The sequence below is a fragment of the Rhizobium sp. PP-CC-3G-465 genome (assembly GCF_004343445.1).
GTDB classification, from domain to species: domain Bacteria; phylum Pseudomonadota; class Alphaproteobacteria; order Rhizobiales; family Rhizobiaceae; genus Ferranicluibacter; species Ferranicluibacter rubi.
In genome coordinates, this window is the sequence record NZ_SLYH01000001.1 from 2496362 (window position 1) to 2516931 (window position 20570).

15 protein-coding genes are annotated in these 20570 nt (G+C 65.2%); 2 read left to right on the forward strand and 13 right to left on the reverse strand.

Features of this window, described 5'->3' with window-relative positions:
* Positions 1-54: 54 nt before the first annotated feature.
* The 3 genes from C8J33_RS11890 to dut all read right to left on the reverse strand — a co-directional run bounded on the left by C8J33_RS11890 (position 55) and on the right by dut (position 5236).
* A complete protein-coding gene (locus tag C8J33_RS11890; protein ID WP_132664329.1) occupies positions 55-3237 on the reverse strand; it encodes an efflux RND transporter permease subunit in 3183 nt (1060 codons plus the stop codon).
* A 9-nt stretch (positions 3238-3246) separates the two neighbouring features.
* Positions 3247-4548, reverse strand: a complete 1302-nt coding sequence (locus tag C8J33_RS11895) for an efflux RND transporter periplasmic adaptor subunit (RefSeq protein ID WP_132664330.1) — start codon at positions 4546-4548, stop codon at positions 3247-3249.
* A gap of 211 nt (positions 4549-4759) precedes the next feature.
* Positions 4760-5236, reverse strand: a complete 477-nt coding sequence (gene dut / locus C8J33_RS11900; protein WP_132664331.1) for a dUTP diphosphatase — start codon at positions 5234-5236, stop codon at positions 4760-4762.
* Between the two features lie 92 nt (positions 5237-5328).
* Between dut and C8J33_RS11905 the strand changes: the two genes are divergently transcribed.
* The gene (locus C8J33_RS11905) at positions 5329-6912 is read left to right on the forward strand and encodes a peptide chain release factor 3 (RefSeq protein ID WP_110800484.1); all 1584 of its coding nucleotides are present in this window, start codon (positions 5329-5331) and stop codon (positions 6910-6912) included.
* 182 nt (positions 6913-7094) lie between these two features.
* Here C8J33_RS11905 and otsA read toward each other — a convergent pair whose 3' ends face one another.
* The 9 genes from otsA to C8J33_RS11950 all read right to left on the reverse strand — a co-directional run bounded on the left by otsA (position 7095) and on the right by C8J33_RS11950 (position 18207).
* The gene (otsA, locus tag C8J33_RS11910; protein ID WP_132445441.1) at positions 7095-8468 is read right to left on the reverse strand and encodes an alpha,alpha-trehalose-phosphate synthase (UDP-forming); all 1374 of its coding nucleotides are present in this window, start codon (positions 8466-8468) and stop codon (positions 7095-7097) included.
* Between the two features lie 94 nt (positions 8469-8562).
* Complete coding sequence (otsB, locus tag C8J33_RS11915) at positions 8563-9309, reverse strand: trehalose-phosphatase (protein ID WP_245507115.1); 747 nt, start codon at positions 9307-9309, stop codon at positions 8563-8565.
* Positions 9310-9454: 145 nt separating this feature from the next.
* A complete protein-coding gene (locus tag C8J33_RS11920) occupies positions 9455-10078 on the reverse strand; it encodes an HAD-IA family hydrolase (protein ID WP_245420066.1) in 624 nt (207 codons plus the stop codon).
* Positions 10079-10387: 309 nt separating this feature from the next.
* Positions 10388-10792: a GFA family protein gene (locus tag C8J33_RS11925; RefSeq protein WP_132664333.1), complete on the reverse strand. Its 405-nt coding sequence runs from the start codon at positions 10790-10792 to the stop codon at positions 10388-10390.
* Positions 10793-11347: 555 nt separating this feature from the next.
* A complete protein-coding gene (iolB, locus tag C8J33_RS11930; RefSeq protein ID WP_132664334.1) occupies positions 11348-12148 on the reverse strand; it encodes a 5-deoxy-glucuronate isomerase in 801 nt (266 codons plus the stop codon).
* Between the two features lie 174 nt (positions 12149-12322).
* On the reverse strand, positions 12323-13225 hold the full coding sequence (gene iolE / locus C8J33_RS11935) for a myo-inosose-2 dehydratase (RefSeq protein WP_132664335.1): 903 nt from the start codon (positions 13223-13225) through the stop codon (positions 12323-12325).
* 38 nt (positions 13226-13263) lie between these two features.
* Positions 13264-15150 (reverse strand): 3D-(3,5/4)-trihydroxycyclohexane-1,2-dione acylhydrolase (decyclizing), encoded by a 1887-nt coding sequence (gene iolD, locus C8J33_RS11940; RefSeq protein WP_132664336.1) that lies wholly within the window; start codon positions 15148-15150, stop codon positions 13264-13266.
* A 105-nt stretch (positions 15151-15255) separates the two neighbouring features.
* The gene (locus tag C8J33_RS11945) at positions 15256-17184 is read right to left on the reverse strand and encodes a bifunctional 5-dehydro-2-deoxygluconokinase/5-dehydro-2-deoxyphosphogluconate aldolase (RefSeq protein ID WP_245507160.1); all 1929 of its coding nucleotides are present in this window, start codon (positions 17182-17184) and stop codon (positions 15256-15258) included.
* Between the two features lie 105 nt (positions 17185-17289).
* Entirely contained in the window at positions 17290-18207 is a 918-nt protein-coding gene (locus tag C8J33_RS11950) for a MurR/RpiR family transcriptional regulator (protein ID WP_110800638.1), read from the reverse strand.
* A gap of 265 nt (positions 18208-18472) precedes the next feature.
* Here C8J33_RS11950 and C8J33_RS11955 point away from each other — a divergent pair, with 265 nt between their 5' ends.
* Entirely contained in the window at positions 18473-19279 is an 807-nt protein-coding gene (locus C8J33_RS11955; RefSeq protein ID WP_132664338.1) for a class II glutamine amidotransferase, read from the forward strand.
* Here C8J33_RS11955 and coaBC read toward each other — a convergent pair.
* Positions 19276-20547 carry a bifunctional phosphopantothenoylcysteine decarboxylase/phosphopantothenate--cysteine ligase CoaBC gene (gene coaBC, locus C8J33_RS11960; protein ID WP_132664339.1) on the reverse strand — a complete coding sequence of 424 codons (1272 nt, stop codon included), beginning with the start codon at positions 20545-20547 and terminating at the stop codon, positions 19276-19278. The two genes, C8J33_RS11955 and coaBC, sit on opposite strands and share 4 nt — an antisense overlap.
* Between the last annotated feature and the right edge of the window lie 23 nt (positions 20548-20570).

Below are 20570 nucleotides of genomic sequence, written 5' to 3' on the forward strand. Positions count from 1 at the left end.
TCTCGTGAACCTCCCACAGGGGTCGGCCCGCCTGACGGCGGGCCGGAACCGCGATCACTCGGCCGGTGTGGTGCCAGCGGTGTGGCCGGCGTCGTGGCCAGTACCGCGGCCAGCGGCCGGTGCGGTGGTAGTCTGCTCGTTCTTCTTACCGCGCTGGAAGATCTTCATGACGAAGACGAAGAAGACCGGCACGAAGAAGACCGCGAGGATGGTCGCCGAGATCATGCCGCCGAGAACCCCGGTGCCGATCGCGTTCTGGCTGGCGGCCGAAGCGCCGCTGGCGATCGCGAGCGGCACGACGCCGAGCGTGAAGGCGAGCGAGGTCATGAGGATCGGCCGGAAGCGCAGGTGCGCCGCCTCGATCGTCGCATCCATCAGCGACTTGCCGGCCTCCATCTGCTCCTTGGCGAACTCGATGATCAGGATCGCGTTCTTGGCCGACAGGCCCATGATCGTGATCAGGCCCACCTTGAAGTAGACGTCGTTGGAGAGGTCGCGCAACGTGATGGCGATGACCGCACCGATGATGCCAAGGGGGACGACGAGCATGACCGAAATCGGGATCGACCAGCTTTCGTAGAGCGCGGCGAGGCACAGGAAGATCAGGAGGCAGGAGAGCCCGATGAGAAGCGGAGCCTGCGATCCCGACTGAATTTCCTCGCGCGACTGGCCGGACCACTCATAGGCAAAGCCCGCCGGCAGTTCGCCCATCAGCCGTTCCATTTCCGCAATCGCCTCGCCCGAGGAATGGCCCGGCGTCGCCTGGCCCGAAATGCGGATCGACGGATAGCCGTTATAGCCGACGGTCTGGGCCGGGCCCATCTGCCACTCGATGGACGAGAAGGCAGACAGGGGCACCATGCCGCCATTGGTGTTGCGCACGTTGAGCGTGAGCAGGTCCGACGGCTTGGTGCGCTTGGTCACGTCGGCCTGCACGGTCACGCGCTGCAGACGGCCCGAATTCGGGAAGTCGTTGACGTAGGTGGAGCCGAGATTGGTCGAGATCGTGGCGTTGATATCGGCAAAGGCGACGCCGAAGGTGTTGGCCTTCTCGCGGTCCACGATCAGGTTCAGCTGGGCGACGTCCGGCAGGCCGTCCACGCGGACGCCGGCAAGGATCGGGCTCTGCCCGGCAAGGCCGAGCAGCTGGTCACGGGCGGCGGCGAGCGCCGTATCCCCCTGGCCGGCACGGTCCTGAAGGCGGAACTCGAAGCCGTTGCTGGTGCCGAGCCCCTGGATGGGCGGCGGCGACAGCGCAAAGGCGATCGCGTCGCGGATCTGGCTGAAGGCGATGGAGGCGCGCATGGCGATCGAGGCTGCCGAATCGTCGGCACCGCGATCCGCCCAGTCCTTGAGCGTGATGAAGGCGAGGGCCGCGTTCTGGCCGGAGCCCGAGAAGGAGAAGCCGTTGACGGCGATGATGCGATCGACAGCGCCTTCCTTGCCGAAGAAGCCTTCCACCTGCTGGATGACCTCGGTCGTCCGGTTGGCGGTGGCTTCCGAGGGAAGCTGCATGGAGACGATGATGTAGCCCTGGTCTTCGTTCGGCAGGAAGGCCGAGGGAAGGCGCATGAACAGGTAGCCCATGGCGGCGACGATCACGAGGTAGACGAGCATGAAGCGGCCCGACCGCTTGATCATCCAGGCGACCCAGCCGCTATAGCCGTGCGAGGTCTTGTCGAAGCCGCGGTTGAACATGCCGAAGAAGCCGCGCTTCTTCTGGTGCTGGCCCTTCGGGATCTGTTTCAGGAAGCTGCCGGCGAGCGCGGGGGTGAGCGACAGCGCCAGGAAGGCGGAGAACAGGATCGAGGTCACCATGGTCAGCGAGAACTGCTGGTAGATGACGCCGACCGAGCCGGGGAAGAAGGCCATGGGAATGAACACGGCGGAGAGAACCAGCGTGATGCCGATGACGGCGCCAGTGATCTGGCCCATCGCCTTGCGCGTCGCCTCCTTCGGCGTCAGCCCCTCTTCCGTCATGATGCGCTCGACGTTCTCGACCACGATGATGGCGTCGTCGACGAGAATGCCGATTGCCAGCACCATGGCGAACATGGTCAGCACGTTGATGGAGAAGCCCGCGGCATAGATGATGGCGCAGGTGCCGAGCAGCGCGACCGGCACGACGATGGTCGGGATGAGCGTGTAGCGGATGTTCTGCAGGAACAGGAACATCACGAGGAAGACGAGTGCGACGGCTTCGAGCAGCGTGTGCAGCACCTTTTCGATCGAGACCTCGACGAAGGGCGCGGTATTGTAGGGAATGGAATATTCGACGCCTGCGGGGAAGTACCCTTTCAGCTCTTCCATCCGCGCCTCGATCAGCGTCGCGGTGTTGAGCGCGTTGCCGGTCGGGGTGAGCTGGACGGCAATGGCGGCCGAAGGCTTGCCGTTGAGGCGGGTCGAGGTGTCGTAGCTCTGGCCACCGACCTCGAGCCGCGCGACGTCGCGCAGGCGCACGGCCGACCCGTCGGGATTGGCGCGCAGCACGATCGCGCCGAACTCTTCCGGCGAGGACAGCTGGCCCTTGACGAGAACGGGGGCTGAGACCTGCTGGGTGATCGGGTTCGGCTGGGCGCCGATGGAGCCGGCGGCGATCTGGGCGTTCTGCGCCTGGATGGCGCTGGTCACGTCGCCGGCCGTCAGGTTCAGGCCGACCATCTTGTCGGGGTCGATCCAGACGCGCATGGAGCGCTCGGAGGAGAACAGCTGCGCCTGTCCGACGCCCTCGATGCGCTGGACTTCGTTCAGCACGTTGCGGCTGAGATAGTCACCCAGACCGATGGCGTCCATCGAACCGTCGGTCGAGGTCAGCGAGATGATCAGGAGGAAGCCCGAGCCGGCTTCATCGACCTGGATGCCCTGCTGCGTGACCGCGTCCGGCAGCCGCGGTTCGACGCGGCGAACGCGGTTCTGCACGTCCACGGCCGCATCGCCCGGATCGGTGCCCGGCGCGAAGGTGACGTTGATGGAGACGGAGCCGGCAGCGTTCGACGTGGACTCGAAATACTGGAGACCGTCGATGCCGTTCAGCTCGTTCTCGATCAGCTGCGTCACGCCCTGATACGTCTCGGTAGAAGACGCACCGGGATAATTGGCGGAGATGCTGATCTGCGGCGGCGCGACGCTCGGATATTGCGCGATCGGCAGGAAGGGGATCGCGATGATCCCGGCGATCATGATGAAGAGGGCGACGACCCAGGCGAAAATGGGCCGGTCGATAAAGAAACTGGGCATGGACCGTCCTTAATTCGCTTGTGCAGGTGCCGCTTGTGCAGGCTTGGCGCCGCCTTCGGGAGCGGCAGGCTTTGCGTCGGCAGCGGGCTGGCCTGCCGGATCATTGCCGGCAGGCTCGCCTTCCGGCTTGGTCGTCGCAGGCGGTGCCGCTTCGCCTTCCGGCTTGGGCGGCTCGGGGTTCCAGTCGACGGCCTTCACCGGCGCGCCGGGGCCGACCTTCTGGAAGCCCTCGACGATGATCTTCTCGTCCGCCTTGAGGCCGCTTGAGATGACCCAGCGATCGCCGACGACGCGGCTCGTCATGACGGGGCGGATCTCGACCTTGCTCTCGCCGTTGACGACATAGACCAGCGCCTTGCCGGCGGTGTCGCGCTGGATGGCCTGCTGCGGCACGGCGATCGCATTGCGCTCGATGCCCTGCTGGATCTGGCCGCGGACATACATGCCGGGCAGGAGATCGCCGTTCGGATTGGCGAATTCGCCGCGCAGCGTGATCTGGCCGGTGGTTTCATCGACGGCCGCTTCCGAGAAGAGCAGACGGCCCTTTTCCGGATAGGGCGTGCCGTCGTCCAGCACCAGCTGAGCGGCCGCCTCGTTGGCATCGGTCATCAGCTGGCCGTCCTGCAGCGCCTTGCGCAGGCGGATGACGTCGGTCGCCGTCTGGGTGAAGTCGGCATAGACGGGGTCGAGCTGCTGGATGGTGGCGAGGTTTTCCGTGCCGCTCTGGCTGACCAGGGCGCCTTCGGTGATCAGCGCGCGGCCGATCCGGCCGCTGATCGGCGCGGTCACGTTGGTATATTCGAGGTTCAGACGGGCGGAAGCGACGCCGGCCTCGGCGATCGCCACATCCGCATCGGCCTGCGCCAGCAGCGCGACGGCATCGTCGAAGTTCTGCTGGGTCGCGACGTTCGAGCGGCGCAGCTGCTCCTGCCGATCCGACGTGTTGCGGGCCTGCGTCTGGGCGGCACGCGCCCGGGCGAGCGTCGCCTCGGCGCTATCGACCTGCACTTGGAAGGGCTTCGGATCGATGCGGTAGAGCACGTCGCCCTGCTGGACCGTGGTGCCCTGCTCGAACACGCGCTCGACCACGATGCCGGAGACGCGCGGGCGGACTTCCGCAGTGCGGGTCGCAGCGATTCGGCCCGGAAGCTCGTTGGTGATCGGCAGTTCCTCGGTCTTCGTCGTGACGACGGCGACTTCGGACGGCGGGGGCGCAGGCTGACCTTGCGCCTGGCTCTCCTCCTGCTGGCAGGCACTCAGAAAAGCCGCACTGATGACGACAGCGGCGAGCGTCAGACGATTGGTCCGCATAGATAGGTCCCACGAAAAAGACCGGCGAGCGCATGAGATCTCATGGCGTCGGCCGGAGGAAACGAAAATCAGACAGTTGCCCGAAGACGGATTCAAGGGCAGGTCGTGCGCTATACAAACACGAGTGTATGTTTTCGAGTCAAGCAGATCCTGCCGATGATGCAGCGCACAATTTTGTGATGACTTACCAAATCGACGCCTTGCCCTGACGTCAGACCCCGGTCGAACCGAAGCCGCCGGCGCCACGCACCGTTTCCGAAAAAGCGGTTGCCTCGACCACGCGGGCCTGCGTCACCGGCGCGATGACCATCTGGGCGATGCGCATGTCGCGGGTGATGGTGAAGGAATCAGCACCGTGGTTGATCAGCAACACCTTCACCTCGCCGCGATAATCGCTGTCGATCGTCCCCGGCGTGTTGAGGCAGGTAATGCCGTTCTTGAAGGCGAGACCCGAGCGCGGGCGAACCTGCCCCTCGAACCCGTCAGGGAGCTCGAAGACGAAGCCGGTCGGCACCAGCGCACGCTCGCCCGGCGCCAGGACCAGCGGTTCGTCCGCGGCCACGGCCGCACGCAGGTCCATGCCCGCGGCCCCATGCGTCTCATATGCCGGCAGCGCCAGCCCCTCTCCATGCGGGAGACGGACGAGGGCGAGGACGGGAATTTCGATGGAACCGGGGGTGTCCGTCATGCGCGGCGCCTTCACGAGAGAGGTTTAAACGGCGTCAATTGCATATCGGCCGTCATATCGCTAGATAAGCCCCAGAAAACAGGACATTCCCGATGGCTGAAACGCTTGCCGATGCGGTCTCCCGCCGCCGAACCTTTGCGATCATCGCGCACCCCGACGCGGGCAAGACCACGCTGACCGAAAAGCTGCTGCTGTTCGGCGGCGCGATCCAGCTGGCCGGCGAGGTCAAGGCGAAGAAGGACCGCATCCAGACGCGGTCCGACTGGATGAAGATCGAGCGGGAGCGCGGCATCTCGGTCGTCACCTCGGTGATGACGTTCGAATATGGCGGCAACGTCTTCAACATTCTCGATACGCCCGGCCACGAGGACTTCGCCGACGACACCTATCGGACGCTGACGGCGGTGGACGCCGCCGTGATGGTGATCGACGCCGCCAAGGGCATCGAGCCGCGAACGCTGAAGCTGTTCGAGGTCTGCCGCATGCGCGACATACCGATCATCACCTTCATCAACAAGATGGACCGGGAAAGCCGCGATCCGTTCGAGATCCTGGACGAGGTCGAGGAGAAGCTGGCGCTCGACACGGCGCCGATCACCTGGCCGATCGGCCGGTCGAAGACCTTCTGCGGCTCCTATTATCTCGCCGAAAACACGGTGCGCGGCGCCGATACGCAGGTCGAGGCGCTGAAGGTCAACGGCCCGCAGGCGGTCGCCGACCGGCTGCCGGAAAACGAACGCGCCGCCTTCATCGAGGAAACGGAGCTTGCCATCGAGGCCTGCCGGCCGTTCGACAGGCAGGCCTTCCTCGAAGGTCACATGACGCCCGTCTTCTTCGGCTCGGCGCTGCGCAATTACGGCGTGCGCGACCTCATCGATGCGCTGGGTGCCGTCGCACCGCCGCCGCGCGACCAGGTGGCCGACATCCGCACGGTCCATGCGAGCGAGGACAAGATGACGGCCTTCGTCTTCAAGATCCAGGCCAATATGGACCCGAACCACCGCGACCGCATCGCCTTCGCCCGCATCTGCTCGGGCAAGCTGGAGCGCGGCATGAAGGCGCGGCTCGCCCGCACCGGCAAGCAGCTCGGCCTCACCGCACCGCAATTCTTCTTCGCCTCGCAGCGCCAGCTGGCCGATACGGCCTATGCCGGCGACGTGGTCGGCATTCCCAACCACGGAACCCTGCGCATCGGCGACACGCTGACAGAAGGCGAGCAGCTGGTCTTCCAGGGCGTGCCGAACTTCTCGCCGGAAATCCTGCGCCGCGTGCGGCTGGAGGATGCCATGAAGGCGAAGAAGCTGAAGGAAGCGCTGCAACAGATGGCCGAGGAAGGCGTCGTGCAGCTGTTTTCGCCCGAAGACGGCTCACCGGCCATCGTCGGCGTCGTCGGGGCGCTGCAGCTCGACGTGTTGAAGGAGCGGCTGCAGGGCGAATACGGCCTGCCCGTCTCGTTCGAAATGGCCCGATTCTCGATCTGCCGCTGGGTCTCCGCCGACGAACCCGCCGAACTCGACCGCTTCATCACAGCCCGCCGCGGCGACATCGCCCGCGACCTCGACGGCGACCCGGTGTTCCTGGCGCAGGACGGCTTCTCGCTCAACTACGAGGCCGATCGCTGGAAGGCGATCAAGATGGTCGCGATCAAGGAATATCACGTCGCCAAGGCGGCGTGATATTCACCGGACGGCGGACAGACGCCTCCTCCCGCCAAACGTCATCCCGGCTCACGAGGCGTCATCCTCGGCCTTGTGCCGAGGATCTGCTGTCGTCCCCGCAAACACCACGGTCCTTCAGCTCGCGAGCCGTGCAGCAGATGCTCGGGACAAGCCCGAGCATGACGACGTCGAGCCTTCCCTCACGCCACCAAGTCCTTGAGGAAATCGTCGCACCAGCGCACCACGTCGTGCTCGTTCAGATAATCCATCATCTTGCCCCACCGCTCCTGCCGCTCGGGCAGCGGCATGGACAGCGCGCGTGCAATGGCGTTTGCCGTGCCTTCGATGTCGTAGGGGTTGACGAGCAGCGCGCTATCCAGCTCGCGGGCCGCCCCCGCAAAGCGCGACAGAACCAGCACGCCCGGGTTTTCCGGGTCCTGCGCGGCGACATATTCCTTGGCGACGAGGTTCATGCCGTCGCGCAGCGGCGTCACCAGGCCCACCTTCGCCATCCGGTAGAGACCGGCAAGGATCGGCCGTGAAATCGAGCGGTTGATATAGCGGATCGGCACCCAGTCGACCGTGCCGAGCGCGCCGTTGACGCGTCCCGCCTGTTCGGCGACCGTCCGCTGCATCGCCTCGTATTCCGGCACCTCGGAGCGGGATTTGGGCGTGACCTGCAAATAGGTCACCTTGCCCTGCTGGCCGGGATTGCCCTCGATGAAGCGCTCGAAGGCGTCGATGCGCTGGGTGATGCCCTTGGAATAGTCCAGCCGGTCCACACCGATGATCAGGTCGCGCCCCTCGATGCTGGCGGCGGCCTTGCGCACCATCACATGCGACGCGCTCTTTCGGGCAAAATTCGCAAACGCCGCGGTCTCGATGCCGATGCCATAGGTGCCGCCCTTGAAGATGCGGCCGTGGGCGCTGTAGCGGCCCGGCTTGATCTCGTTGCCGATGCCCTCGCGGCGGAGCCCGCCTGCAAAGTTCTCGAGGTCATGATCCGTCTGGAAGCCGATGAGGTCGTAATGCGACAGACCGCGCATGATCTCCTCATGCACCGGCATGGCGAAGAGCACGTCGGCGGGCGGCCAGGGGATGTGCAGGAAGAACCCGATGCGGTTCTTCACGCCCATCTGGCGCAGTTCGGCGGCCAGCGGAATCAGGTGATAGTCATGGATCCAGATGACGTCGTCCGGCTGCAGCATCGGCGCCAGGCGATGCGCGAAGAAGCGGTTCACGCGGAAATAGCCGGCCATTTCCTTGCGGCCGTATTCGGCGAGATCCAGCCGGTAATGGCAGATCGGCCAGAGCACGCGATTGGCAAAGCCGAAGTAATACTCCTCGACATCCTTGTCGGTCAGGTCGGTCAGGGCATAGGTGATCTTGCCCCGGTCCTTGAGGTCGAGCGCTTCCGGCTCCCGCGTCCCGCTGGATTTGCCGGACCAGCCCATCCAGATGCCGCCATGCTCCTCGAGCGCGGCCTGCAAAGCGACGGCAAGACCGCCGGCCGGGGCATCGCCCGATTTTTCCGGCACCGGCACCCGGTTGGACACGACGATAAGACGACTCAAGATTTCTTCCTTTCGAATGTCTGGCAGCAGACCAGCGGGCAAACCGCCCAGTCCGTGGGCAAGTCGGCCGGCATGCCCGCAGGCATATCGCCGATCACGCCTTGCCCGCGCGGGCCAGCGCCGTCAGGGCGCTGCGCACCGCTTCCGCCGAGCCGATCGTGGCCTGCGCCTGCGTCTCGGAACCGGGCTGCCCGACCCGCAGCGACATGCCGCCGGCGGCGTTCGCCACCTTGAACATGGCCTCGTCGGTCACGTCGTCGCCGATGGCCAGCGGCTTGCGCCCTTCGAAAGGCGGCTGCGACAGGAAGGTCATGACCGCGCCCCCCTTGCTCGCCGTGGAAGGGCGGAGTTCCACGACCATCTTGCCGAATTGCAGGCCCCAGTCGCCGCCGATGGCGACCGAAGCACGCCGCATGATGTGCTCGACATCGGCGCAGCGTTCCGGCGCCTGCCGATAGTGCAGCGCGACGGCCGCACCCTTGTCCTCGAACAGCACGCCGTCCCAGTCCTTCACCGTCTTTGCGAGGTCGTTCTTCAGCGTCACGAAGCCGGGCGTGATCTCCGGCCGTGTGATCGCGCCCGTCTGGTCGCGCAGTTCCGCCCCGTGCAGACCGGCGATCGGGAAGGTCGCGGGATCGAACAGCACATCGGCATAATGCAGCGCTCGGCCCGTGACGAGCGCGAGCGCACCGCCGAGACGGTGGGAGAGCGACATGAGCGTGGCGGGCAGGTCCGGGGGAACGACGATCGCGTCCGGCGTCTCCGCGAGATCGACCAGCGTGCCGTCGATATCGAGGAACAGCGCCCAGTCGTCGGGCGCTGCGGCAATGTGCCTGAACACGTCGGGGTACACGTCTGGCAGCGGCTCTTGCGCGCTGATCGTGACGTCCGGATCCGGTATGAAAAGGGTGTGGCTATCGTTTGGCATGGGGGTCTAGTTAGGTCGCCGCGTGCCCGCGACAACCCTTGGAGACGGTCGTGTCCGCTTAAGCGCCGGACTTTTCAACCAGCATGAGACGTCCGTCGGCCGCGATCTCAACCGCAAGTCCCTCATAGCCCGAGATCTTGAGATGCGTCGTGTCCATCGGGTGTTCATGCGTCGTGGTGACCACTGCGACATCGGCGCCCGCAGCTTCCCCGGCCTTGACGCCGGCGGGAACGTCCTCGAACACGAGGCAGTCGGCAGCATCGAAGCCGACGCGCTCGGCACCGAGCCGGTAGCAATCCGGTGCCGGCTTGCCCTGCGTCACGTCTTCCGCCGTCACCAGAAATTTCGGCGCGGTGATGCCGGCCTTGGCAAGGCGGGCTCTCGCCAGCGGCAGCGGAGAGGAGGTGACGATCGCCCAGCGATCGCTCGGCAGCGTCTTCAGGAATTCGAGCGCACCGGGGATCGGCTTGACGCCTTCGACATCGTCGATCTCGGCCTGCGTGATATAGGCTGCTTCCTTCGCCGGATCGACGCCAGGCAGGTTCAGCTGCGTGATCGTGTCGATGCCGCGCTTGCCATGCATGAAGGGCAGGAAGGTCGCAAGGTCCAGCCCGTGCGCCAGGGCCCACTTGCCCCAGACGCGCTCGGCCGCCGCGATGGAATTGAGGAGCGTGCCATCCATGTCGAACAGGAAGGCGGAAAAGGGCTTGCCGAGCGTGGGATGCGAAGAGGTGGTCTCGGTCGAAGAAGAAGCGGGAACAGGCGAAGCGGACGTGGGAGAAGACAAGGCAGGCATTCCTTTCGGTCTCGGATAGGACGCGGCCCGATGATGCCGGGCGTGGCGGGCCGCTTTGCAAGGTCTCCTCGGCTTAAGGATATCGCAGACAGAATGCAAACGGCGAACGCCCGAAGGGTTCGAATCGCCGTACGCGAGCCCCCTCTCACCGGCTTTCGACAGCAAGGCGCAGCCCTATTACCGCGCTGAACCGTCTCAATCTCCCGGCTTTCCCGGCAGATCCGTGACCGTGTCCAGCCATGGCATAGCGGAAGCGCACCAGATCTGGCGTTTCGGGGCGAGATCGCCGCGCTGGCGGATGTTGCCCCAGCGGATGCCGATCTCCCCGGCTTCGTCGCCCTCCCCCGTCGTGAAGATCGGGGAGCCGCAATCGGGACAGAACATCTGGAAACGGCGGTGCCCGTTATCGGCCGTTTTCACATAGGTCTTCGGCGCGCCCTTCGTCAGCGCGAAGCGGTCGCGCGGGACGGAGACGGTGACCCGGTAGGCCGTCCCCGTCAATATCTGACAATCGGTGCAGTGGCAGACCGAGACGGCATCGGGATCGATCTCCGCCTCGAAGGCGATCTGTCCGCAGTGGCATGCACCATCGATCTTCATGTCGGCCTCTTGTCCTTTGGGGTTAGAGCATCATTCCCCAAATCGGAACCGGTTTCAGCATAAAAATATGCGTTGCCGCGAGCGGGGATACCGACACAATGGCACAGCTGTATTATCAATGCCTTGCGAGAATTTTCGGCCTCATCCATCCCCGCTCTGTCCGTTGCATGCCATCATCCTTCCGTTCCGTCGCGGATACACCGGAAGGCGTTCCGGCGAGGCGGGGCCGGCTCCGGGAGGCAAGGGATCGACGCACGCCCTGCCGCTCGGGGTCCGCAGAAAATGGTTTCCCTCCGGGACGGCGGTTCCGGCGCAGCTCTGCGCCGGATCGGATGGGCCCGGACGTGCCTGTGCGGCACACAGCTTCGGTTCCGCCTTTCACGGTTTCGACCGCGCGAGGGCAAACCGGGGTCAGAGAGACCGGAGTTGCGGGCATAAACCGCCGAACGGGGCACCGGAAGGTGTCATACTAAAACTAACTTACGCGGCAACTTTCGGTGCCCCGTCCGATACCTCATCGTCAAGCCTCCGGCGTTTTCACGCGCGGGGTCGTCTTCACACGCCGGTGAAAAGCCAGGCGTGCTCCTTGGCATTGTTGAACTTCCAGGCCCGCGATGGCCCGGCCATGACGTTGAGATAGTAGAGGTCGTAGCCATGGATGGCGGCGACCGGGTGGTAGCCTTTGGGCACCAGCACGACATCGCCATTCTCCACCGCCATGGTCTCGTCCAGCGAGCGGTCGTCGGTATAGACGCGCTGCATGGCGAAGCCCTGCGACGGGTTGAGGCGGTGATAATAGGTTTCCTCGAGGAAGCTTTCGGCCGGCAGGTTGTCCTCGTCATGCTTGTGCGGCGGATAGGACGAGGTGTGGCCGCCCGGCGTGATGACCTCGACCACCAGCAGCGACTGCGCCGCCCCGTCATCCTCCGGCATGATATTGGTGACGTAGCGGGTGTTGGTGCCCTTGCCACGCGTCATCTGCGGGTGCCGCTCCGGCCGGATGACCTGCGCCTCGAACCCCTTGCCCCCCGGCGCCGAGCAGACGCCGAGCTCGAGATCCGTCGTCGCCGTCACCGTGTAAGTGGCGCCGCGGGGCACGTAGACCGAGAAAGGCGCGCCCTCGAACGGCGTCATCCGCTCACCCAGCTCGCCGAAATCCTCGCTATTCACCGTCACCCGCGCCTTGCCGGCGACGAGAACGAGGCAGACCTCCCGCTCGCCCGTTTCACCGGACGTCGCTTCCCCGGCAGCCAGCCGGTGCAGCGCAAAGCCGACATAGGTCCAGCCGGCGCTCTCCGGCGTGATGTCATGGACGAGACCGTGAGTGCCCTGCGGCTTGACGAGGAGGTTCGGCATAGTGATGTCCTATGATTGCACGAAGGATCGTGATGCGTGTGGAGACCGGCTCTGCCCCTCACCCTAACCCTCTCCCCGCTGGGCGGGGCGAGGGGACGTGCCCCAAGTCCCTTCGCCCCGCCAAGCGGGGAGAAGGTGCCGGCAGGCGGATGAGGGGCCATCGCCAACGTCAGATCAGCGCTGATCCAGCCCCGCCTCTTTCGCAAAGGCCTTGAGCGATTTGAACCCGAGCGACTGGTATTCGAAGGGAATGCGGATGGCGCTGTCCTGTTCCGCCTCGATCACCAGCCAGCCATCATAGCCATGCTCGGCAGCAATCTTCAGGACGGGCACGAAATCGACGCCGCCCTCCTCGTCGCCCGGCACGGTGAAGACGCCGCGGCGCACGCCTTCGAGGAAGGACAGGCCGTTCTCCTCCACATCCTTCCGGACTTCGCGGCGGACGTTTTTCGCGTGGATGTGGCGGACGCGGTGCATGTATTTGGCCGCGAGCTCCGCCGGGTCCGAGCCGCCGAACCAGGCGTGGCCGGTGTCGAGCAGCAGCTTGGTCGCCGGCCCCGTCGTCTCCATCAGCCGGTCGATCTCGGGCCCGGTCTGGACGATCGTGCCCATGTGGTGGTGGTAGACGAGATCGATGCCCTGATCGGCGCAATATTGCGCGATCGCCTCGATATCGGCGCCGAATTTTTCCCACTGGTCGTCGGGCAGCACCGGCTTGTCGGCCACCAGCGAGGTCGCATCATTGCCGTGGATGGCGTTCGACGTCTCGCAGACGATGCAGACCTTGCAGCCGTTGGCCTTGAGCAGATCGAGATGCGACTGGATCGCGCGTTTCTCGGTCTCGACGTCATGGGTCAGAAGATGGGTCGAGTGCCAGCCGGAGACGAAGACGAGGTCGTATTCGGCAAGCTTCGCCTTCAGCGCCTCAGGGTCTGTCGGCATCTTGTGTCCCTTCTCGATGCCGTCGAAGCCGATCTTCTGGCAATCGGACAGGCAGTCTTCGAGCGAGAGATGGGCGCCGATCGTCTGATCGTCGTCATTGCTCCAGGCGATCGGGTTGGTTCCGTAGCGGATCATGATCTTGTCTCTGTGAGGGGTGGAACGATGAAGATGGATCAGCCGACGCGCTGGGCGGCAAGCGCCCGCTCGTAAGCCCGGCGCGCCTCGCCGACGGCATCGCGCTCGGAGACCTCGGGCACCGCGACATCCCACCAGTGGCCACCGGCATCGGTGGTGATCAGCGGATCTGTGTCGATGACGATGACGGTCGTGCGGATTTCCCCGGCCGTTTCGACGAGCGCCGTTTCGAGTTCAGTGAGCGAGGCGACCTTGCGCGTCACCGCACCCATGGCGGCGGCGTGGGCCGCGAAATCGATCGTGGGCAGCTCGACGTGGTGGGTGTCGCGCAGCAGATTGTTGAAGTTCGCCCCGCCGGTCGCCATCTGCAGCCGGTTGATGCAGCCATAGCCGGCATTGTCGAGAAGCACGATGGTGATCTTGGCGCCGAGCATGATGGAGGAGGCGATCTCGGCGTTCAGCATCATGTAGCTACCGTCGCCGACCATCACGATGACATCGCTGTCAGGCTTTGCCAGCTTCACGCCAAGGCCACCGGCGATCTCGTAGCCCATGGTCGAGAAGCCGTATTCCATGTGGTAGCTGCCGGGCTTTTCCGCCCGCCAGAGCTTGTGCAGTTCGCCGGGAAGACCGCCCGCCGCGCAGACCAGCGTGGTGTCTCCCTTGCGAGCCCGCATCACCGCGCCGATGACCTGCGCATCGGAGGGAAGCGCCACATTGGTGGCGGCAAGCACTGTCTCGGCTGCCGCCTGCCATTCGCTCTTCAGCGTGCCGGCCTTGTCTCCCCAGGCGCTGTCCGCGTGATAGGATCCGAGGTCTGCCGACAGTTCGGCAAGCCCGGTTGCGGCATCGCAGACGAGAGGCAGGGATTCATGCTTGGCAGCGTCGAAGGACTGCACGTTGAGGCCGACGATCTTCAAGCCGTCATTCTTGAACAGCGACCAGGAGCCGGTGGTGAAATCCTGCAGGCGGGTGCCGACCGCGAGCACGAGATCCGCCTCTTCGGCCAGCGTATTGGCCGCCGATGTGCCGGTGACGCCGACCGAGCCCATGTTGAGCGGGTGGCTGTCGGGCAGCGAGGACTTGCCGGCCTGCGTCTCGACCACGGGGATGCCGTGCTTTTCGGCAAAGGCGGCCAGCGCCGCACTCGCCTCGCTATAGAGCACGCCGCCGCCGGCGATGATGATCGGCTTCTTCGCCGCGGCTATTGCCGTGGAAGCGGCCAGACGCTCTTGCGTATCGGGACGGGCTTTCCGCGGCAGCCAGACCTTTTCGGCAAAGAAGCTCTCGGGATAATCATAGGCCTCGGCCTGCACGTCCTGGCAGAGCGCCAGCGTCACCGGGCCGCAATCGGCGGGGTCGGTCAGCACCTGCATGGCGCGGCGCAGCGCCGGGATGATCTGCTCGGGCCGCGTGATGCGGTCGAAATAGCGCGAGACCGGGCGGAAGCAGTCGTTGACGGTCATGCTGCCGTCGCCGAAGTCCTCGATCTGCTGCAGCACCGGGTCCGGCCGGCGATTGGCGAAGACATCGCCGGGCAGGAGCAGAACCGGAAGCCGGTTGACATGGGCGAGTGCTGCCGACGTCACCATGTTCAGTGCGCCGGGGCCGATGGAGGTGGTGCAGGCCATGAAGCGGCGGCGGAAGCTCGCCTTGGCAAAGGCGATCGCCGCATTGGCCATGCCCTGTTCGTTCTGGGCGCGGTAGGTCGGCAGCGTGTCCTTGATGCCGTGCAACGCCTCGCCCATGCCGGCGACATTGCCGTGGCCGAAGATCGCGAAGACGCCGCCGAAGATCGGCACGGTCTCGCCGTCGATCACCGTCATCTGCCGCGTCATGAAGCGCGCCACGGCCTGCGCCATGGTCAGCCGCACGGTTCCGGCTTTCCCGGCGTTGTCCGATGCGATGGGGGCTTGCTGGTTCATGATCTCAAGGTCTCCTCACGCCGCAGGTTTTGCGCCTGCCTGTCCTTGCCGCCCGTCCGGACGGTGCTTGTCTTCATCGTCATCGGCCAGAACGGCCGCAACCGCTCAGGCCGCCTTGGTATCGGCGAGGCCGACCCAGAGATCGACCAGTTGCTTGAAACGCCGCGCCATGTCGTCGATCGCCGTGGCATCGTCGATCTCGCCCGCCAGCCAGCGGCGCGCGGCATCCACGAAGATCGTCCGTCCCACGGCAAAGCCGCGGACCTGACGCGAGGTGCGGGCGGCGGCAAAGCCGTCCTTCAGCGCCTCGTAGGAGGCTTCGAGACCGAGCAGAACCACACCGCGGCAAAGCGGATCGCGCGTCTCGATGACATCGTCGATGGCGCTCCAGGCGCTGCGGCTTGCCTGCGGCTCAAGCTTCCACCAGTCGGGCTTCAGCCCGGCGTCGTAAAGTTCGTTCAGCGCCCGCGGAATGGTCGTGTCGTCCAGCGTGCCATGCTTGCCGGCGATGATCTCGATCAGGATTTCGCGACCGACCTTGCGGGCCGCCTCGAAGGCGCTGCGCAGCTTGGCAATCTGGGTCGCCTTCATCTCGGCCGGATCGTCCGGATGGTAGAAGCTCAGCACCTTGATGCAATGGTCGACCGGCCAGTCGATGAGACGGCTGCCGAGATCCTGGCTGAACTCGAACTGCAGCGGGCGCGAACCCGGCAGCTCGATCGGCTTTGCCACCCAGAAATCCTTGAGCGCGCCGGCCGCGTACAGCGCGTCGCGACCGTATTTATCGTCGATCAGCATGCCGAAGCCCGGTCGGCCATCGGCGATCTTTGCCGCGGCCTTGACGGCGAGGACCTTGAAGGCGGGGATGCGGGCAAGCTTCTCCGTGTCGTCGCCGGCCATATCCTCCAGCTGGCTGCGGTGATCGATGGCAAGCGCCATCAGGCTCGGGATCTCGCGGCGGCGGGTGGTCGCCCAGTGCACGTGGTTGATCGCCTCGTCCTTGCGCAGCGCATGTTCCTTGCTGCCGTTCTCCAGAAAGAACTGAAGCTCCGTCCAGGTCGGAATTTCCGGCGCACAGAGCAGCCGCGAGACGGCGAAGGCGCCGCAGGCATTGGCCCAGGTCGCCGACGTCGCATGCGGCTCACCGGCCAGCCAGCCGCGCAGAAAGCCGGACATGAAGGCATCGCCCGCTCCCAGAACATTGTAGACCTCGATCGGGAAGCCTTTCCCGATGATGCCGTCTTCCAGATCGTTCGAAATCTCGCCGTCATAGACGATGCAGCCCATGGGGCCGCGCTTAAGCACGATCGTCGCTGTGGACTGCGCGCGAATGGTTTTCAGGGCGGCGAGAAGGTCGCTTTCGCCGGACGCGATCAGCACTTCCTCTTCCGTGCCGACGATCAGGTCGCAATCGGCAAGCACCGTCTTCAGATGCGCCGAGACATGGGCGGAAGCGATATAGCGGTTGTCGCCGGCGTCATGCCCGGCCAAGCCCCACAGGTTCGGCCGGTAGTCGATGTCGAAGGCGATCTTGACGCCGGCAGCCTTGGCAATGCGGATCGCCTTGCGCTGCGCAGCATCGGTATTCGGCCGGGAAAAATGCGTGCCCGAGACGAGGATCGCGCGGGAAGACCGAATGAACGCTTCGTCGATATCGTCTTCGCAGAGCGCGTTATCGGCACAGTTGTCGCGGTAGAACAGCAGCGGAAACGAGTGATCGTTTTCGACGGCGAGGATCGCAAGGGCGGTCAGACGCTCGGGGTCCGTGACGATGCCCTTCGTTTCCACGCCTTCGCGGGTCAGCTGCTCCACGATGAAACGGCCCATCTGCTCCTTGCCGACGCGGGTGAGCAGTGCCGACTTCAGCCCGAGCCTGGCGGTGCCGACCGCGATATTGGTGGGGCAGCCGCCGACGGACTTGGCAAAGCTTGCCACGTCCTCCAGCCGCGTTCCGATCTGCTGGCCGTAGAGATCGACCGAGGCGCGACCGATGGTGATGATGTCGAGCGGCCGTGCCGCATCCCTCTGGCTGATCCCGGTCAACGTTCCTATCCTCCCGACATGCGGCGTGTGGTCTTTTTCGTTTTCGAATGGAGCCCCATGAAACATAAATTCCGCCGCTCCGTCAATATAGAATTTTCATTCCATATCTGTAACAGCCATATTCGAAGCAAGGGGGCCACGACGTCGCTTTTCGGCAACGGCGACCGTCAGGGCCATGGCGAAGGCCATGCTGGCCGACAGCGAGCGAAAGCCCGCATGATCAGCCTCGACGATCTCGAACCAGACCTTGGAGGATTCGACCAGCGGCGAAAACGCGCTGTCGGTCAGCGACACCACCGGCACCTTGCGGTTTGCCAGAAGGCGGGCCTGATGGATGCTTTCGGACGTATAGGGCGAGAAGCTGACGGCGAAGGCTGCATCCCGCCGCCCGGCAAGTGCCAGAATATCGTCATCGATGCCGGCGGCCGTGCCGACCATCTGGTAGCGGATCTTCAGCTTGCCGAAGGCATAGGCCATGTAGCCGGAGATCGGATAGGACCGGCGCTTGGCGATGAGGAAGATGGTGTCGGCCTTGGCCAGGATATCGACCGCCTGCTCGAAGGCTACGGGATCGACCGAGCCGGCGATATTGTCGAGCGAGCGGTGGGCGGCGGCGACGAAACCGTTGAAGATCGCGCCGCTTTCCAGCCGGCTGTGACCATTGTCACCCAGCGCGCGCAGGCGCTCCTCATAGCCCGGATTGCGCTCCCGCAGCCGGGCCCGAAAGATCTGCTGCAGGCTCGAAAAACCCTCGAAGCCGAAATGCTGGGCGAAGCGAACGAGCGTCGAGGGCTGCACGTCGGCAGCGGCAGCGATGCTTGCGGCCGTGCCGAAGGCGATCTCGTCGGGCTGATCGAGCGCATAGGCCGCCACCTGGCGCAGGCGCTTGGGCAGTTGCGCCTTGCGCTCCAGAATGACCGCCTTCAGCGCATCGAAATCCTGCGGCACGGCGGCGAGCGTCGCGGCTGCGTCCTCCTCACCTTCGACATCCCGCGCGCTCTCGGCATCCGGCATCATGCAGTCATCCTCGTGTCCCGCGCTCCCATCGTAACGCATCGGGATCGTAACGCCTCGGAGACGAGAATGATAGAACACCCGTTCCAAATGCCGACTGTCGCCCAAAGAGCACAGACGAATGTTAACGCATTTTTACCATCTTCCGCCGGAAGATCGCCAAGGCTTATGGTTAACGACGTCCAGGCATCCGATTCGCGACCGCCGATCGATCCGGCACAGACATCTGGCCCGGCACATACATCTGGCAAGGAGTTTCAGCAGCATGTGCCGATGGGCAGCCTATCGCGGAGAGCCGATCTATCTGGAGGACCTCGTGTCCTCGCCGGCGCATTCGCTGATCGAGCAGTCGCACTGCGCCACGCGGGCAAAGACCGCCACCAACGGCGACGGGTTCGGCATCGCCTGGTACGGCGACCATCCCGAGCCCGGCCGCTACCGCGACATCCTGCCGGCCTGGTCGGACTGCAATCTGAAGAGCATCGCCCGCCAGATCCGCTCGCCCCTGTTTCTCGCCCATGTCCGGGCCGCGACCGGCGGCGGCACGCGCCGCGACAATTGCCACCCCTTCGTCCATGGCCGTTGGTCGTTCATGCACAACGGCCAGATCGGCGGCTTCGAGCATCTACGCCGGCCGATGGAGGCCATGCTGGACGATGCGCTCTACACGGCGCGCACCGGCACGACCGACAGCGAGTTGCTGTTCCTGATGGCCTTGCAGTTCGGCCTCGACCGCGACCCCTTGGGCGCGATGGCGGAGACACTGTCCTTCGTCGAGCGGTTGGCGGAGCATATGAAGCACGAGGTTCTGGTGCGGTTCACCGCTGCCTTTTCCGACGGGATCGACCTCTATGCCGTGCGCTATGCGTCCGACCGGTTCGCGCCCACGCTCTACGCCGCGCCGATGGGGCCGCAGGGCGGATACTGCCTCGTCTCCGAACCGCTCAACGACGACGACGATGCCTGGGTGGAGATCCCCGAGGGAACGGCCGTCGTGCTTGGCGAGAACGGCATCGACATGCGGATCTTCCACCTCGATCCGGAGATCGAGGCGAAGCGGGCGCTCCGCTAGTCCAATCTCGAGGCGATCAGGCCCGCGAGCCTTTCGGCGACCATGTCCTTGTCGAGTTCCGGCCAGCTTTCCTCGCTGTCGCGTCCGATGACGGTGACGCGGTTGCGCGTGCCCCCCATGACGCCGCCCTCGACGCCGCTACCGGCGGAAACATCGTTCGCAACGATGAAATCGGCGCCCTTGCGGGCGAGCTTCAAGCGGCCGTTATCAACCGTATCATCCGTTTCCGCCGCAAAGCCGACGACGAGGCGCGGGCGCTGCGGATGATGACCGACCGTCTTCAGGATATCCGGGTTCTCCGTCAGCTGCAGCGGCGGCGGGCCCTCGCCCGGCACCTTCTTGATCTTGGCCCCGGAGACATCGGCGACCCGCCAGTCGGCCACCGCTGCGACCATCACGGCGATATCGGCGGGCAAGGCGGCCAGTACCGCATCCCGCATTTCCACCGCCGTCTGCACGCGAACGACCGTGACGCCCTTGGGATCGGCCAGCGTCACCGGGCCGGAGACGAGCGTGACCTCCGCCCCGAGACGCGAAAGCGCCGCCGCGATGGCGTGGCCCTGCCGGCCGGAAGAGCGGTTGGCGATGTAGCGCACCGGGTCGATCGGCTCGTGGGTCGGGCCCGAGGTGACGATGGCACGGCGTCCGGAGAGCGGGCCGCTCGGCCCCGATGTCGGCCGTGTTGCCGAAAGGCGCGCTTCCACGGCGGCGACGATCTCGAGCGGCTCGGCCATGCGGCCCTCGCCGCGCTCGCCGCTCTCCGCCATTTCGCCAAGGCCCGGACCGACGAAGGCGATGCCGTCGCCGGCAAGGGTTTGGCGATTGCGGCGGGTGGCGGGATGCGACCACATCTTCGGGTTCATGGCGGGTGCCAGAAGCACCGGCCGGTCGGTGGCGAGCAGAATGGTGGAGGCGAGATCGTCCGTCAGCCCCTGCGCCATCTTCGCCATGATGTTGGCGGTCGCCGGCGCGACCAGAACGAGATCGCATTCCCGCGCCAGGCGGATATGCCCGACATCCTGCTCGTCCTCGCGGGAGAAAAGCTCGGTAAAGACCTTGTCGGCCGCCAACGCACCCACGGCAAGCGGGGTGATGAAGGCCTGCGCGCCTGCCGTCATGACCGGGCGGACGCTTGCGCCACGCTCCCTGAGCCGGCGGATCAGGTCGAGGCTCTTATAGGCCGCGATGCCGCCGGAGATGATGAGGAGAATGCGCTTGCCGGACAGGCTGTCGGGCAATTTCTCGGGCTGGGACTGGGATACAGGCATGAAACCACCGCTGCGGCATGATC

Bases quoted from the DNA above. Each gene is read 5' to 3' on its own strand.
- C8J33_RS11950 (WP_110800638.1), bottom strand. From the start codon at position 18,207: ATGCCGGATGCCGAGAGCGCGCGGGATGTCGAAGGTGAGGAGGACGCA.
- C8J33_RS11905 (WP_110800484.1), top strand. From the start codon at position 5,329: ATGGCTGAAACGCTTGCCGATGCGGTCTCCCGCCGCCGAACCTTTGCG.
- C8J33_RS11920 (WP_245420066.1), bottom strand. From the start codon at position 10,078: ATGGATGGCACGCTCCTCAATTCCATCGCGGCGGCCGAGCGCGTCTGG.
- iolE (WP_132664335.1), bottom strand. From the start codon at position 13,225: ATGATCCGCTACGGAACCAACCCGATCGCCTGGAGCAATGACGACGAT.
- iolB (WP_132664334.1), bottom strand. From the start codon at position 12,148: ATGCCGAACCTCCTCGTCAAGCCGCAGGGCACTCACGGTCTCGTCCAT.
- coaBC (WP_132664339.1), bottom strand. From the start codon at position 20,547: ATGCCTGTATCCCAGTCCCAGCCCGAGAAATTGCCCGACAGCCTGTCC.
- dut (WP_132664331.1), bottom strand. From the start codon at position 5,236: ATGACGGACACCCCCGGTTCCATCGAAATTCCCGTCCTCGCCCTCGTC.
- C8J33_RS11895 (WP_132664330.1), bottom strand. From the start codon at position 4,548: ATGCGGACCAATCGTCTGACGCTCGCCGCTGTCGTCATCAGTGCGGCT.
- C8J33_RS11925 (WP_132664333.1), bottom strand. From the start codon at position 10,792: ATGAAGATCGATGGTGCATGCCACTGCGGACAGATCGCCTTCGAGGCG.
- C8J33_RS11955 (WP_132664338.1), top strand. From the start codon at position 18,473: ATGTGCCGATGGGCAGCCTATCGCGGAGAGCCGATCTATCTGGAGGAC.
- C8J33_RS11890 (WP_132664329.1), bottom strand. From the start codon at position 3,237: ATGCCCAGTTTCTTTATCGACCGGCCCATTTTCGCCTGGGTCGTCGCC.
- iolD (WP_132664336.1), bottom strand. From the start codon at position 15,150: ATGAACCAGCAAGCCCCCATCGCATCGGACAACGCCGGGAAAGCCGGA.